General features: G+C 40.5%; 16 protein-coding genes. All 16 read right to left on the bottom strand.

Annotation, left to right across the window (positions count from 1 at the left end; all coding sequences use genetic code 11):
- Positions 1-19 precede the first annotated feature (19 nt).
- A complete protein-coding gene (locus GK047_RS06000) occupies positions 20-343 on the bottom strand; it encodes a hypothetical protein (RefSeq protein WP_163942554.1) in 324 nt (107 codons plus the stop codon).
- 19 nt (positions 344-362) lie between these two features.
- A complete protein-coding gene (locus GK047_RS05995) occupies positions 363-1,772 on the bottom strand; it encodes a DUF342 domain-containing protein (RefSeq protein ID WP_163942551.1) in 1,410 nt (469 codons plus the stop codon).
- Positions 1,773-1,806: 34 nt separating this feature from the next.
- Positions 1,807-2,595 carry a FliA/WhiG family RNA polymerase sigma factor gene (locus tag GK047_RS05990; protein WP_163942548.1) on the bottom strand — a complete coding sequence of 263 codons (789 nt, stop codon included), beginning with the start codon at positions 2,593-2,595 and terminating at the stop codon, positions 1,807-1,809.
- Positions 2,596-2,614: 19 nt separating this feature from the next.
- A complete protein-coding gene (locus tag GK047_RS05985; protein ID WP_163942545.1) occupies positions 2,615-3,049 on the bottom strand; it encodes a hypothetical protein in 435 nt (144 codons plus the stop codon).
- Positions 3,050-3,052: 3 nt separating this feature from the next.
- Positions 3,053-3,547 carry a chemotaxis protein CheD gene (locus tag GK047_RS05980; RefSeq protein WP_163942542.1) on the bottom strand — a complete coding sequence of 165 codons (495 nt, stop codon included), beginning with the start codon at positions 3,545-3,547 and terminating at the stop codon, positions 3,053-3,055.
- A complete protein-coding gene (locus GK047_RS05975) occupies positions 3,544-4,131 on the bottom strand; it encodes a chemotaxis protein CheC (RefSeq protein WP_205516510.1) in 588 nt (195 codons plus the stop codon). The genes GK047_RS05980 and GK047_RS05975 overlap by 4 nt, the downstream gene beginning before the upstream one ends.
- Before the next feature lie 36 nt (positions 4,132-4,167).
- Positions 4,168-4,629 (bottom strand): chemotaxis protein CheW, encoded by a 462-nt coding sequence (locus GK047_RS05970; RefSeq protein WP_163942536.1) that lies wholly within the window; start codon positions 4,627-4,629, stop codon positions 4,168-4,170.
- 39 nt (positions 4,630-4,668) lie between these two features.
- Positions 4,669-6,735, bottom strand: coding sequence for a chemotaxis protein CheA (locus GK047_RS05965; RefSeq protein ID WP_163942534.1), 2,067 nt, complete (start codon positions 6,733-6,735; stop codon positions 4,669-4,671).
- Positions 6,736-6,785: 50 nt separating this feature from the next.
- Positions 6,786-7,886 carry a protein-glutamate methylesterase/protein-glutamine glutaminase gene (locus tag GK047_RS05960; protein WP_163942531.1) on the bottom strand — a complete coding sequence of 367 codons (1,101 nt, stop codon included), beginning with the start codon at positions 7,884-7,886 and terminating at the stop codon, positions 6,786-6,788.
- 57 nt (positions 7,887-7,943) lie between these two features.
- Positions 7,944-8,813, bottom strand: coding sequence for a MinD/ParA family protein (locus GK047_RS05955; protein ID WP_163942528.1), 870 nt, complete (start codon positions 8,811-8,813; stop codon positions 7,944-7,946).
- A complete protein-coding gene (flhF, locus tag GK047_RS05950) occupies positions 8,810-10,120 on the bottom strand; it encodes a flagellar biosynthesis GTPase FlhF (RefSeq protein WP_163942526.1) in 1,311 nt (436 codons plus the stop codon). The genes GK047_RS05955 and flhF overlap by 4 nt, the downstream gene beginning before the upstream one ends.
- Positions 10,117-12,150 carry a flagellar biosynthesis protein FlhA gene (flhA, locus tag GK047_RS05945; RefSeq protein WP_163942522.1) on the bottom strand — a complete coding sequence of 678 codons (2,034 nt, stop codon included), beginning with the start codon at positions 12,148-12,150 and terminating at the stop codon, positions 10,117-10,119. Before flhA ends, flhF begins: the two co-directional genes overlap by 4 nt.
- A gap of 61 nt (positions 12,151-12,211) precedes the next feature.
- Positions 12,212-13,309 carry a flagellar biosynthesis protein FlhB gene (gene flhB, locus GK047_RS05940; protein WP_163942519.1) on the bottom strand — a complete coding sequence of 366 codons (1,098 nt, stop codon included), beginning with the start codon at positions 13,307-13,309 and terminating at the stop codon, positions 12,212-12,214.
- Positions 13,310-13,325: 16 nt separating this feature from the next.
- Positions 13,326-14,123 (bottom strand): flagellar biosynthetic protein FliR, encoded by a 798-nt coding sequence (gene fliR, locus GK047_RS05935; protein ID WP_163942515.1) that lies wholly within the window; start codon positions 14,121-14,123, stop codon positions 13,326-13,328.
- 12 nt (positions 14,124-14,135) lie between these two features.
- Entirely contained in the window at positions 14,136-14,405 is a 270-nt protein-coding gene (gene fliQ, locus GK047_RS05930) for a flagellar biosynthesis protein FliQ (protein ID WP_163942512.1), read from the bottom strand.
- Between the two features lie 22 nt (positions 14,406-14,427).
- On the bottom strand, positions 14,428-15,159 hold the full coding sequence (gene fliP, locus GK047_RS05925; protein ID WP_481855929.1) for a flagellar type III secretion system pore protein FliP: 732 nt from the start codon (positions 15,157-15,159) through the stop codon (positions 14,428-14,430).
- Between the last annotated feature and the right edge of the window lie 25 nt (positions 15,160-15,184).

Raw genomic sequence — 15,184 nt, 5'->3', positions numbered from 1 at the left:
TTTTATTGAAGTAACAAGTTTATAGCGATAAGTCGATATGATGACCTTTGTATGGATGATCAGAATGATGAGTGTTTAGTATTGCATGAGATTCGACTTTAGCTTTTTGCTTATTTTTACCCTTTTGATGTTTTTGCTTTTGTTTATCCATGTCATTCACGTTAGTCCGTGCGCTTTCTTCGAGTTTACCACTGCGATGGCTATCTCTTTCCGTTGTTTGCACACTTTGATTTTCTAGAATTGTTTCGTCCTGCCGCGGTTTTTGCATAAGTTGATTTTGACGAATGCCTGCTTCATCATTTTTATGAACGGCAAACTGTAATTCAATTGCTTTCATACTCATATGGAAGCATCTCCTTCAACTATACGTATGCACTCATCGATATGTCGCCATCACTTAGACGAAATGACATTCGGCTGGTAGGATCTTTGATGAATTTCGTGTAACGTCCAATTACGATCTTTGATCCGCCATAAATAGTTGAGAGTACTTCGACCTTGGCATTCTCGGAATCTTCTAAAGATTTTTCGATTTCAAAAATACGGTCTTTAATTGTATGTTGCTCTTCAATGGCTTGCTTTTTCGTATGATTAAGTTTGATTCGCATAGCTACTTTATCGGGACCTAGCTGCCCTGCAGCCGCCAATTGATCCAAAAGGGAGAGCGCCTTATCTGTTTTATCCATATTTTCCATATGTAATTTTAATTGATTACGGAGCTGCAGCATTTCATTACGCAGTTCGGGTAATACCCCTACTTCAATAACTGTCGTTGTGGACATTGAATTCCCGATTGTACGTGCAGTCACTCGTTCACCAGCTTGAATCGAACCACCTACGATAAGACCTTTGGAACCATTACAATTTACAGCTTTGCCAGCGCGAATCGTAGAATGCATAATACTCTGTGAAACATTTAATTCTTCTCCAGCTTCAACAAAAGCATCTTGAATAAACGAACTTTTTACATTCTTGCCTGCTTTTAGATGCGCTTTATTTTGACCAACGATACCAGCATTAATTTCAATTGATCCATCTGCTTCAAGCTCTGCTGCTTCAACGCCTCCAGTAACACGTATATCACCAGAAGCACGAATTTTAAAACCAGGAAGCACATTACCTCGAACTACAACAGTTCCAATAAAATCAATATTGCCAATGTTATAATCAACATCCCCAGTTACCTCATAAATTGGAAATACATTGACCTTATCTCGATCCGTTTTGACAACCATTCCGTCAATGGTCGAGTACATCCCCATTTGGTCAGCATCAGTGACCACATTCTTGCCTAACTTAAAACGTGCTTCTTTACCAGCTTTCGTATAAAGAGCCTCACCCGTTACTGCTTTGCCAGGAGTACCCTCTGTAGCTAAGAATCGCTGCCCGATAAGCTGTCCCTTTTTAACATTATTAATAGAAATAACTTCTTTATAATTCACCCTGCCGTCTTCTAGTTCAAGCGGTTTTTTTTCGTTATTATCAAAATCATAAATAAATTTTATCGAGCCATTTTGACCTTCAACTGATTTGATCCCTTTAGCTATAACCACTTTTTGATTATAAAAAAGCTTGGGATCTGCTGATATTTGTATAAGCTGCGTGCGGTCTATACCATGTACAATGTGTGCAGCGCTAAGTAAGTCTTCTAACTGATTTATCGTTACTTTGAAGTCCTCTTCAGCATGAGTGATCAATATAAATGCCGATAATTTATCTTCTGAGATGGAAATCGTGATGTAATAGTCTAAAGGCATGTTCCTCTCAAGCATGGACATACCACCTTTCGCGTCCTTCTTATGAACATTACGTATCTTGAAAAAGCTGGTTTCTAAATCGACCAAGTACACCTTTTAATCGAAGGATCGCCTTGGAATGCAATTGAGAAATGCGCGACGGTGATAAACTCATTACTTCTGCAATTTCACTTAAAGAAAGTTCTTCAAAATAAAATAAAGATACTACTGTTCTTTCTTTATCCGTCAGTCTTTCAATCGCACGAGCTAGAGAATCTTTAAGGAAAAATTCATTTACCTTAAACTCTGGATTTTTAGCCTTTTCATCAATAAGCAAGGAGAGCCGAGTTTCCGAATCTTCCTCACGAATGGGATCATCAATTGAACACACGGTTGTAATCGAAATATCCTGCAGCATATGTTGAAAATCTTGCTCACTGATTTCGAGATATTCGCTCATCTCCGCATCAGTAACTGAACGCAAATATTTCTGCTCTAGCTTCTGATAGGCCTCTTCAACTTTCTTAGCCTTCTCTCTAACCGAACGGGGCACCCAATCCCCTTGTCTAAGTCCGTCAATAATGGCACCACGAATACGCCATGAGGCGTATGTTTCAAACTGTAACCCACGAGCGTAATCAAATTTCTCAACGGCATCAATAAGTCCCATGACTCCAAAACTCGTAAGGTCCTCTTTCGAGACACTTTTGGGCAGCCCAATGGCGAGGCGTCCTGATACATAATCGACCAAAGATAAGTAGTTTTCAATAAGCGCTTGCTTAGCAGGAATCCATCCCTGCTCTTTCCACTGTTTCCAGAGGTCGATATTAGCCAATTGGGATTGCTTTTGTTCGATCATGACTTACGTTTCACCATCCTTAGTCTTCAGACATGCGCCTTAAGGCCCCAGCCAGTTGTTCAGGGTCCAAATTATTCTTGGTGACGAGCTTAGGTGGATTCAGTGGTGAAAACTGTGTTTCAGCTGCATGTTTGGAGTGATTAGGATCCAAGTTAGCTTTAAGCATCTCTCGTGTTGCTGCATCCTCATCATCAGGAGTTGTCATATCCAAGGTTTGTCCAACTGCATCATTGACTTCGTAATTGTCCAATGATTGTTTTCCTTCTCTGTGATCAAAACCTGTCATTACACCCAATACCCACCTGAAACCAAAGGTCAAGACAAACAGAATAACAAAACTATAAAGGCTCTTTAAACATGTTGTCAGTAACAAGTTATTAGCAATGGATAATGCAAATGTGAACAATCCGGCCAATGCAGCAACTATCAGATTAATTCGAATGGTTCCTATCATAGTTTAGATTTCCTTTACTCCTTGTTGGACACTACGAATAAGCAAAATACCGGATTCACTGTTAAATTCAATTGTCCGACCGTAATTTGCCCCGGTGTCTTCAGCCTTAATAGGAATTCCGTACTTTTTCAACATATCCTTACAAGATTCTACATTTCTCGGACCAATTCTCATCGTATCATTATTTCCAGCAAAAGCAAACATCTGGGCCCCGCCAGCAAGTTTAGCTTCCATTCTACCGAGGCTAGCACCGAGCTTTTCCATTTGTGAAATCAACTCGGGAATAGCTGTATCGGCATATTTGGCTAAATTAATTGTTCCCTCTCGGGCAATTTCCGAAGAAGGCAGCATAACATGTGCCATACCGGCGACCTTAACGCGGCTGTCATACAAAGTAACACCCACACAAGAACCTAATCCTGTTGTCTTAAGCACACCTGTTACGTGTGCAACGTTCAGGTCAGCCATTCCTACTTTGATCATATTTTCTTGGATCATGGAGACTCTACCCCTAATGCCGCAAAGATTTTCCCAAATGAATCAGGATCAGGAATTAGGAAAAAGTGTCCCTGCACCTCATTTTCCCCTTCCATAAATTTGGTATCGATTAACAGCGCCTGATCTCCCATTTCTCCGAATTGCAGGAGGCCATAACTTAAAATCGCGCCAGCCATATCAATAGCCAATGATGGAACGGTCGGCTGTAAATTTAATTGTGTAAAATCAGCTAAAGACGATAAATAGGAGCCAGCTAAAATGTTTCCAATCTCGTTCAGTGCAGATAATTCAAGCTCAGAATACTCTTCATCATCAAGAATTTCAAGACCGATTAAATCTCTCAGCATATTTTTTGCGGCATCCAAATTTAAGATAAAGAACATGTTCCCGGGAGCATCCCCATCTACACGTAGAAAGATAGCAAGTACTGCCGTCTCAGCGCCACCCACACTATCACAAATTTCTTCGAAAGGCAGCATCCGCACTTTGGGCACAAGCATATCTATGGGTTTGCTAAGCAGTGTTGAAAGCGCGGTTGCAGCGTGCCCCGCGCCAATATTCCCCACTTCTTTGAGAACATCCATTTGAAAATCGGCTAAGTCCTTAAATACATTCACTTCTTAATCCTCAACTTTTTCTAGCTGTTGAATTTCATGACGATCAAGCACTTGCTCCAAATTCAGCAAGACAAGGAGACGCTGCTCCCCAACACGCGCAATGCCATCTAAGTATTTGGCTTTAATTCCACCCACAATTTCTGGGGGATTATCGATGTTGTCCGTATCGAGATCAATAACATCATTTGCAGAATCTACGATCAATCCCACTTCAAATTCCCCAGCAGAGACAATAATAATACGAGTTGCATCTGTATATTCCTGTTGATCTAATCCAAATCTGGAACGAAGATCGATAATCGGAATGACAACACCACGAAGATTAATTACTCCCTTAATAAAAACAGGAGCCTTAGGTACACGAGTCATAGGCTGCATTCTTTCAATTGTTCTAACCTTTTCGACTTCAACGCCGTACTCTTCCGTACCAAGTGCGAATACAATTACCTTTTTTTCTTCTCCCATTGTGAAACCCTCCTTATATGATTGCTTTAACAGTTCGTATTACTTAATCAGGGCATTAGGATCAATAATCAAAGCTACTTGTCCATCACCCAAAATCGTAGCACCCGATATGGCAAACAGACCCGACAAGTATTTCCCTAATGTTTTCAAAACGATTTCTTGTTGACCGATGAATTCGTCCACCAGAAGCGCAACCTGCTTGTCCCCTTTGCGAACAACTACGATTTCCGTCTCCTCTTCCTGCTCTTCATTAAAATCAGGAACATCGAACAATTTACTTAATGAGACGAGTGGAATCACGCTATTACGGTAATCAACCATTTTGTTGCCGTGAATGTTGCGAACTTGCGAATTCTGAATGGCCGATGTTTCTACAATCGAAGACAAAGGTATCGCATATTTCTCACTGCCAAGACGAACGAGCATCGCAGATATGATCGACAATGTTAACGGCAACTGCACAGAGAATTTACTTCCGAAACCTAGTTTCGAATCAACTTGTACGTGTCCGCCTAACATTTGAATTTTGGTTTTCACAACATCAAGACCAACACCACGTCCCGAAATATCAGAAATCTTTTCCGCTGTGCTGAAACCTGATTCAAATAAGAGATTGTATACTTCTTTATCCGTCAACTTACTAGATTGCTCTAGTGTGACAAGTCCATTTTTAATCGCTGTCTTAAGAATTCGATCTCGATTAATTCCTGCACCATCATCCTCAATTTCAATAAAGACATGATTTCCACTGTGGAATGCTCTCAATTGAATCGTGCCATGCTCACTTTTGCCAGCAGCTAAACGATTAGCAATAGATTCTACACCATGGTCTACAGAATTACGGAGCAAGTGAACCAGTGGATCTCCGATTTCATCAATAACTGTGCGATCCAATTCAGTTTCCGCTCCTGTAATAACCAAATCTACCTTCTTATCTAGCGATTTCGCTAAATCTCGGATCATACGTGGGAAACGATTAAAAACAGAGTCAACTGGGACCATTCGAAGTTTCAAAACGATATTTTGCAAATCACTGCTTACTCTAGACATGTGCTCAACGGTTTCTGTAAGATCATTACGCTTAACTTCGCTTGCCAACTGCTCCAAACGTGCACGATCAATCAATAGTTCGCTGAATAGATTCATAAGCGCATCCAAACGTTCAATATCTACACGTATCGTACGATTAGCAACTGGGGCTCCTCCCCCAGCAGCTGGTTTAGAGACGGCTGCAGGTTCAGCCTTTGTTACAGCGTCTGGAGCAACGGAAGCGGCAGTTACTGCTGCAACAGCGGCAGCAATTTCTTGTGTGGCTGCTTCTACTTCCGTCCTAGGACGGGACATTTCAGCAAGTGACTCGGTGTCGACCGTTATAATAACTGCTGTTTCAATCTCAGAAACGTTCAAAATCTCTTTTTCAAGCGTAGCTTGATCTACCTTTGATATAAAATAGAGAGAGAAAGAGCGATCAAATTTTTCTTGCTCGATTTCTTGTACTGATGGGGTCGCTTTCACGATTTCTCCCATTCTTTCCAACGTATCGAACACCATATAGGCGCGTGCAGCCTTTAATACACAATTTTCTCTAACACTTACTTCTACATAAAAAACTAAAAAACCTGAATCAATAGATTGCTGAAGGATAGAGAACTGATATTCATCAACCTCAATTCCTTTAGCAGGCTCTTTAGCTACTGCCGTTGCTGTAACTTGAGGAGTGTTATAATCGCCAGTAACGATTGAACGCAATGCGGCTACAATTTGTGTAACGTCAGCTTTACCCGTTCCACCTTGAATAATATCTTCAACCATCGATTCTAAAGAGTCCAAACTTTTAAAAATACAATCAAAAATGAATGGATTCATGGCTAACTTATTATTACGAACTAAATCCAAAACATTTTCCATCTCATGCGTCAAAGATGCAATATCTTCAAATCCCATTGTTGCTGACATCCCTTTCAACGTATGGGCAGAGCGGAAAATATTATGGACAATACTGATGTCCTGAGGACTGCTTTCCAAACTGAGCAAATTCTCATTCATAGCTTGCAAATGTTCTTTCGATTCATCGATAAACATCGATAGATATTGACTAAGTTCCAAACCAAACACCTCCAAAAGGATCGTTATGTAACCTGCTTGTTACGGTTCAATCAAGTGAGAACAGCTTGGGTTAACTTGGCCGCAATGTTCTGTTGAGGTAGAACATGCATGGCAGCTTTCAACTCAACGGCAGCTCTTGGCATTCCATAGACAACGCATGTCTCCTCAGACTCAGCAATCGTTGTTGTTACTCCAGATTGTTGAAGAGCAAGCATTCCTTTAGCTCCATCACTTCCCATGCCAGTCATCAGTACAATATGCCTTTTCAACTCGCTCATACCAATTAGGGACTCGAACATGACGTCCACAGAAGGACGGTGTCCAGAACGAGGATCTTCTTTTGTTAATCGGATCTTATACGTTTTAAAAGAATCCTTATACGCAGTCATATGCCAGCCCCCAGGAGCCACATAAGCGGTTGCTGTATGAAGGATATCTCCATCTTGAGCCTCCACGACTTGAATCTGTGAAATATCATTAAGTCGCTGTGCCAAAGACTTTGTGAAATTAGGTGGCATGTGTTGCACAATAAGAATAGGTGCAGGAAAACCCGCTGGAATTTGGGAAATCACCTGATGCAGGGCTCTCGGACCACCTGTTGATGTGCCGATGGCAACCAAATTATCAAAGTTAGTTCCTCCACTGCTTGGAAGCGTTTTGGAATCGGGTGGCTTCAATGTACTAACGTTGCTCTTGGCCAAATACGTCTGTGGCACCTTAGCAGGCAACACCTGTTGAAAAGATCTCATCTTGGATCTTACTGCAATTTGCAGTTTCTCATGAAGCAATTGCTTCACTTTATATAAGTCCAAAGAAATGGATCCTGACGGTTTCCTAATAAAATCTATAGCGCCAAGCTCAAGGGCTCTTATCGTTTCAGATGCCCCTTCTTGCGTCAGCGAGCTAAGCATAATAATCGGAGTAGGCTGTTCAGCCATGATGCGCTGCAACGCATCTAAACCGTTCATTTCTGGCATTTCAATATCCATCGTGACTGCATCTGGTCGCAAAAGTTTCACTTGATCAATGGCTTCTTTACCATTCTTCGCAGTTCCCACAATTTTAAATTGTGGATTTTCAGAAATGAGATCGCTAATTATTTTGCGCATAAAGACGGAGTCATCTACGATTAGAATGTTATAAGGCCCCATGCTGTTTACCTCCCTTTATGGGCTAAATGAAAACGATTCATATATAAAATTTGAATCTTATTTCAAAAGCTTCATCATTTTGCTCAGAAATCCTTTGACACCTGAAACTGACTCTACGTTGACTTGGTACCCCGAAATATAACTAGCTGCTATCGTTTGTAGACTTTTAGCTGCTGGTGAATTCGGAAATGCTACTGTAAATGGAATTTGCTTCTTTACCGCTTTAGAAACCATTTGATCATCGTCTACAAATCCAAGCGTAGGGATATCTAAATCTAAAAACTGCTTGGCTACTAAGCTTATTTTATCTGCCGTTTGTTTACCTTCCTTGAAATCCGCAACACGATTGATGACTAATCTAAATGAAACGTTATGCCCCATGGAATTAACCATTTTAATAATTGCATAAGCGTCAGTTATCGACGTTGGTTCTGGTGTTGTAACAACGAATGTTTCTTCGGCTGCGAGAATGAACTTCAAAGTTTCTTTCGAAAGCCCTGCACCTGTGTCAAAAATAATAAAGTCAGCATAACCATTAAGCTGTGAAACCTGTTCAGCGAAGTAATTCAATTCTTCTTCTGTCAAACGGAGTAAATCATTAAACCCTGAACCACCGGCAATAAATTCTAGATCATTATAACCCTTCTGGATAATTTCCCAGATTGTTTTTTCCTTTTTCAAAAGGTGATACAAGCTGTATTTAGAGGACACGCCCATCAAGACATCAATGTTGGCTAGTCCAATATCTGCGTCAAAGACAAGAACTTTATAACCTTGAGACTGCAGCGTTAAAGCGAAGTTCAGCGTAAAATTTGATTTCCCAACGCCTCCCTTTCCGCTAGTCACGGTAATGATCCTGGTTGTCTTGATGCTTTTTTCACTTTCACTTTGAACCAGGTTCCGTAACCCTTGCGCTTGATCAGTCATGATTGAGGCTCCTCCAACAACAAGTCGATGATCTGTGACTCATCCATTTCGGAAATATCATCAGGAACACTTTGACCGTTAGTGACATAAGAAAGCTGTAATGAAAATTCATGAACGAGATTTACTATAGCTCCGTAGGAATCCGTTTCATCCATTTTGGTAAATAATACCTTGTCCAATTTAAATTTATTGAAATTATTCGTTATCGCTCGCATATCCCGATATTTGGTCGTCAGGCTTAGAACGAGTATAGTCTCGCTGTTGCCTTGCGTCTTCAATAAAGCATTTAACTCGGAAACATACATTTCATTACGAAAATTCCGACCTGCAGTATCCATAAAAATGACATCGCACGCTTCAAGATTATGAAAAGCTTTAGACAAATCTTGAGGTGAAAAAACAACCTCCAGAGGAACATTTAAAATCGTAGCGTATGTTTTCAACTGCTCAATTGCAGCGATCCGATAAGTATCAGATGTAATAAAACCAACTTTCCGCTTATATTTTAGAACTTGTTCGGCAGCTAGCTTTGCAATTGTTGTTGTCTTCCCTACACCAGTAGGACCTACAAAATGTACCACACGTGTATTGGGCAATATCTGTTTACTCTCTTCAGATCTTAAGATGCTACTTAGCTTCGACCGAACGGATAGAAGTGCTGATTGATCAGTAACTGGCTCATCCTTTTCCTTAGCATTCCTCACGATATCGTCAATCATTTGCTGAACGAGAACCGGATCAACTTCTTGCTCTAACAATCTTTGTTCAAGTTTCTGCAGTGGCTCAGGTAACTCTGTAATGTCCGAGGAAATGGTTAACTTCCTCATCATCTCTTTCATTTGCTTCAGTTCCTCCAAGAGAAACTCTTCCTTCGGATTTGCTTTTGCCGGGACATTTATTGGCTGTTGTGAATAAACTTGCTGCGGTGAATACGCATTAACTGTCTCAACCGTTGAAGCAACAGTGACAAGCTCTTTCTTAGGAGAAGCTGTAGCCACAAATAAATCCGGCACTTCCGGAAAATCAGAGCGGTATTCCATTTCTCTTGCAGGTGGGTTACTAGCTGGAACTTGCAGGTTTCGTTGAACTTGGGATTGTGGAGATGTTTTGGGAGCGCCCATGCTCCCAGTATTCGAATTCGCGTCGATGGCTGCGATGACCTCGATCTTCTTCTTACCGAACATCCCCAAAAATCCGCCTGTGCGAACCTCTTTTGTATTCAAGATAACGGCATCCTTACCCAAATCTGTACGTATTTTTTGGAGAGCATCAGGCATGGAATCGACAACGTATCTTTTTACTCTCATAAATTGACTACCCCCATGCTCTGAATTTCAACGCTAGGTTCTAACTCGCTGTACGACAAAACAGGAATATCCTGCAATGTTCTTTCCAAGAGCTGTCTCAAATACATGCGAATCGTCGGAGAAGTCAAAATAACGGGTTGCTGACCTGATTGAATCAACTTCGTCACTTGCTCGCTTACGCGATGAAAAATAATCTGCGAGGAGGAAGGATCTAATGCGAGATAACTACCCTGATCCGACTGCTGAACAGAGTCAGCAATTTTCTTTTCTACTGATGGTCCGACTGTAATGACTTTCAGAGAATCTCCTAGTGCAGTATACTGCTGCGTGATTTGTCTTGATAGCGATTGCCTTACATATTCCGTCAAAATTTCTGGATCCTTCGTATAGGAACCATAATCAGCAAGTGTCTCAAGTATCGTTACCAAGTCACGAACAGAGATTTTTTCACGAAGCAGTTTAGCTAATACCTTTTGTACATCCCCAATAGAAAGAACAGATGGAATTAGATCGTCTACGAGAGCTGGATACGTCTCACGAACATTCTCGATGAGCGCCTTCGTCTCTTGACGACCAAGCAACTCATGCGTATGCTTCTTAATAATTTCAGTTAAATGAGTAGCGACCACAGATGGAGGGTCAACCACTGTATAACCAGAAAGCTCCGCACGCTCTTTCGTCACTTCATCAATCCATATAGCAGGTAATCCGAAGGCTGGCTCCGTTGTTTCAATACCAGAAATCGAATCATCATCAATGCCTGGACTCATCGCTAGGTAGTGATTAAGGAGTAGTTCGCCACGCGCAACCGTATTGCCTTTAATTTTGATGATATATTCATTTGGCCGTAATTGAATATTATCCCTGATACGAATAACGGGTACAACGACTCCAAGTTCAAGTGCGCACTGTCTACGAATCAGAATGATTCGATCCAATAAATCTCCACCTTGCTGAGTATCAGCAAGTGGAATTAGACCATAACCAAACTCAAATTCAATCGGATCAACTTGCAATAAAGAAATAACACTCTCTGGACTCCGCACTTCTTCGATTTGTTGCTCTTCGACCATTTGCTCGTCCTTGATCGCTTGATTTTCCAAGTTTTTCTGCATTTTAAAGGCTGCATATATTAATAATCCACCGACTGGGAAAGTCGTATACCAATGTATAGGAGTAAAAATCCCGAGCAACATAAGCGTACCAGCAACGATATAAAGTAATTTGGGTTGCGCAGTTAGCTGTTTAGTAATGTCATGGCCCAGATTTCCTTCGGATGAAGCACGAGTGACAATAATACCTGCTGCAGTTGAAATAAGTAGCGCAGGAATTTGACTTACGAGACCATCACCAATTGTTAAGATCGAAAATGTTTCCAAAGCCTCGCTAAAAGACATGCCCTTCATGGTCATCCCAATAATAAATCCGCCAATTAAGTTAATCACGAGAATAATGATACCCGCGATAGCATCCCCTTTAACGAATTTACTCGCACCATCCATGGCGCCATAGAAATCGGCTTCACGTTCAATTTTCTGCCTGCGTTCACGCGCTTGCGTTTCATTTATTAATCCTGCATTCAAATCTGCATCGATACTCATTTGCTTACCAGGCATTGCATCGAGAGTAAATCTCGCCGCTACCTCGGCAACACGCTCAGAACCTTTGGTAATAACAATAAACTGAACCAAGACAAGAATGAGGAACACAACGAACCCCACAACGATATTGCCTTCGGCTACGAAAGAACCAAAAGTTCTGACCACGTTACCTGCTTCTGCATGTGACAAAATGTTCCGCGTTGTCGACACGTTTAATGCCAACCGGAACAAAGTGGTTATCAAAAGTAAAGAAGGAAATATTGAGAACTGAAGAGCTTCCTTCGTATTCATAGCTACCAAAATAATCATTAACGCAACTGAAATGTTGATAATCAACAAAAAATCCAACAAAGGGATTGGAACTGGTACAACCATCATTAATACAATACCTATAATTCCTAAAAGAACGAGTAAATCTTTAATTTTCATCTGATTGTACCTCCCTCCTTAGCAGCTTTAAGAAAAACTAATGTCATCATTTGCATTAGATTCATCCATTCGTTTTGCCCTTCACTTTATATACGTATGCCAGCACTTCTGCAACAGCCTGGAACAACTCACCAGGTATCGTTTCACCAATCTCTACTTGTGCATAGATTGCTCGAGCTAGCGGCTTGTTTTCCATCGTTAAAACACCATTTTGCTTTGCAATTTCTTTAATTTTCAATGCCATGTAATCGGTACCTTTAGCAATGACAGTAGGTGCCTGCATATTGCTTGCATCATATTTCAAAGCAACTGCAAAATGGGTTGGATTCGTAATAATTACATCCGCTTTAGGTACTTCTTGCATCATTCGCTGCATCGCCATCTGACGCTGCTTTGCACGAATTTTACCTTTAATGAATGGATCCCCTTCGCTCTTCTTATATTCATCTTTGATATCTTGCTTTGACATCTTCAAGCTTTTTTCATGCTCATACTTCTGGTAAATAAAATCGAAGACAGCCAGAACGATTAAAATAGCACCAATTTTAATCCCAAGCTTTAACGTTACTCCAGCTATAAATGAAAATGTGCTCTCAAGTGGGGCATGACCAAGCCCGAATAATTTTGCCTTTTCTGCCATCAAAGTCGTATAAACGACATATCCAATAATACTTAATTTCAATGAAGACTTCAGAAATTCCATAACTGTCCGCATGGAGAAAATCCGTTTGAAGCCAGAGATTGGATTGATTTTACTGAATTTCATTAATAAAGGCTCTCCGATGAACATAAAACCAATCTGACCATAGTTCGCTAGAAACGCAATCACAAGCACTAATATAAAAATTGGTGCTAAAATGAGTAAACCTTGTCTTACCAGATCCACAAATAATACTTGAACATTCCCGGCAGTAATGTCCATTGTGAGTTGATTTTCGAATACATTATGAAACATTCTTAATATTCTTTCTTTCATATACGTTCCAAACATAAGGAAAGCCAAGAAAGAAAATAACAAAATTAATGCGGCCGGTAAATCCATACTTTTAGCAACTTGACCTTTTTTGCGCGCTTCTTGCCTTTTCTTCGGTGTAGCTGGTTCAGACTTTTCCCCAGCAAACCATTGCAAATCAAGCTGCAAGCGAAATTGTTGGGACACGGCCTTCCTCCTACATCTACGGAGATGTTTGTTGTGTGCCGCTAATGAGCTGTAAAAGCTTCTCCATTGAGTCGAACATCGCAGCGAATAAGTTTTGAAACTGTGATATTAGTTCTGGAAACAGAAAAGTTAAAAGTACCAAGCCTAAAATTAATTTAAAAGGTGCACCTACCACAAATATATTAAATTGGGGAGCAACCCGTGTTAAAAGCCCTAAACCTAAATCGGCTAGAAAAAGCGCTGCAACAATCGGCGCAGCCATTTGAAACGATAAGTAAAACATTTTAGAAAATGACCGGAACAAGAAATCGGATATTTGACCATGGTAAATCCGATCAAATAATTGGTTATCCAAAGGAATCCATCGATAGCTATCAATGATCGCTTTAATTAAAAAATGATGCCCATCGAAAGATAAGAATAGCAACACCGCGATCATGTATTTGAGATTCCCCAACAATGGGGAGGAAACTCCAGTTAATGGATCAATAACATTAGCCATACTGAAGCCAATTTGCATATCCAATATTGCACCTGCCGTTTGCACGACAGTAAAGAATACATAAGCCAGAAAGCCTAAAAGCACCCCAACTAGGATTTCTCTAATGATCAATAACACATACTGACCGTCCATAGGAATCGGTTGTTGAATTCCCATCCCCGTGAAAATAATTAACGATATAAAGAGTGCAAGCCCAATCTTAAACATCGTTGGCACATTTTTCGAAGAAAATACAGGGACAACGACAAAGAATGAGGTAATTCGACAAAAAATAAGCAAAAAGCTAGGCAGCATTTGAAAAAAGAGTGCCATCTCCTTCACAACCTATCCAACGAATTTGTAGAGGTTGTTCAGCAAATTATAAGTAAAATCAACCAATGTATTCAAAATCCATGGACCGAAAATAAGTATCGATAACAGGACAGCTACAATCTTAGGAACAAACGCGAGGGTCTGTTCTTGGATTTGTGTCGTAGCTTGAAAAATACTAATGATTAGACCGACCACTAGCCCAATGATTAACATCGGCGCACTGGCTTTTAGTACTGTATAAACAGCTTCCCCAGCTATTCGAATAACGAATTCCGAACCCATATAGTGACCTCCGTAATTATGATCATGTGCTGTAGCTTAACAGTAATGACTTCACTACAAGATACCAGCCATCTACGAGAATGAACAAGAGTATCTTAAATGGTAGTGAAATCATGACAGGCGGCAGCATCATCATCCCCATCGCCATAAGGGTACTGGAAACAACCATATCTATGACCAAAAACGGTATGAAAATCATGAAACCCATTTGAAATGCTGACTTTAATTCACTAATCGCATAAGCAGGTACAAGTGCAGTAATTGGAATATCTTCAACACCTGTCGGAGCTTTGGCTTTCGTATAATCAAGGAACAGTTTCAAATCCTTTTGTCGAGTATGTTTAAACATAAACTCCTTCATAGGACCTGCTGCCTTTTGAAAAGCTTGCGTTTGATTAATTTCACCCTTTAAATACGGTTGAAGTGCATTTTGATTTACCTGTCCTAAAGTCGGAGACATAATAAAAAAGGTTAAAAACAGAGCGAGTCCGATTAGAACCTGATTTGGTGGCATCTGCTGAGTTCCAAGTGAAGTACGCACGAAACCAAGTACGATGACAATTCTGGTAAAGCTAGTCATTAAGATCAAAAAGGATGGCGCTAAGCTGAGCACCGTTAACAATAACAAAAGTGTTACCGTATTTGAAGAACCAGTAGTACCACTAGAACCAATATTGACATTCAATCCTGGTATTGGATTGTTAGGGTCGGTGTCAGCCGCTGATGCGGTAAGTGACAGCATAAAAACTGACATAATCATCAACAGAACAATAACAACT

Origin of the sequence: Paenibacillus sp. SYP-B3998 (assembly GCF_010820665.1) — a bacterium.
In the GTDB taxonomy this organism is placed as follows: domain Bacteria; phylum Bacillota; class Bacilli; order Paenibacillales; family NBRC-103111; genus Paenibacillus_E.
The sequence above is the reverse complement of the archived record's forward strand: the minus strand, read 5'-3'. Positions and strand labels throughout refer to the sequence as shown.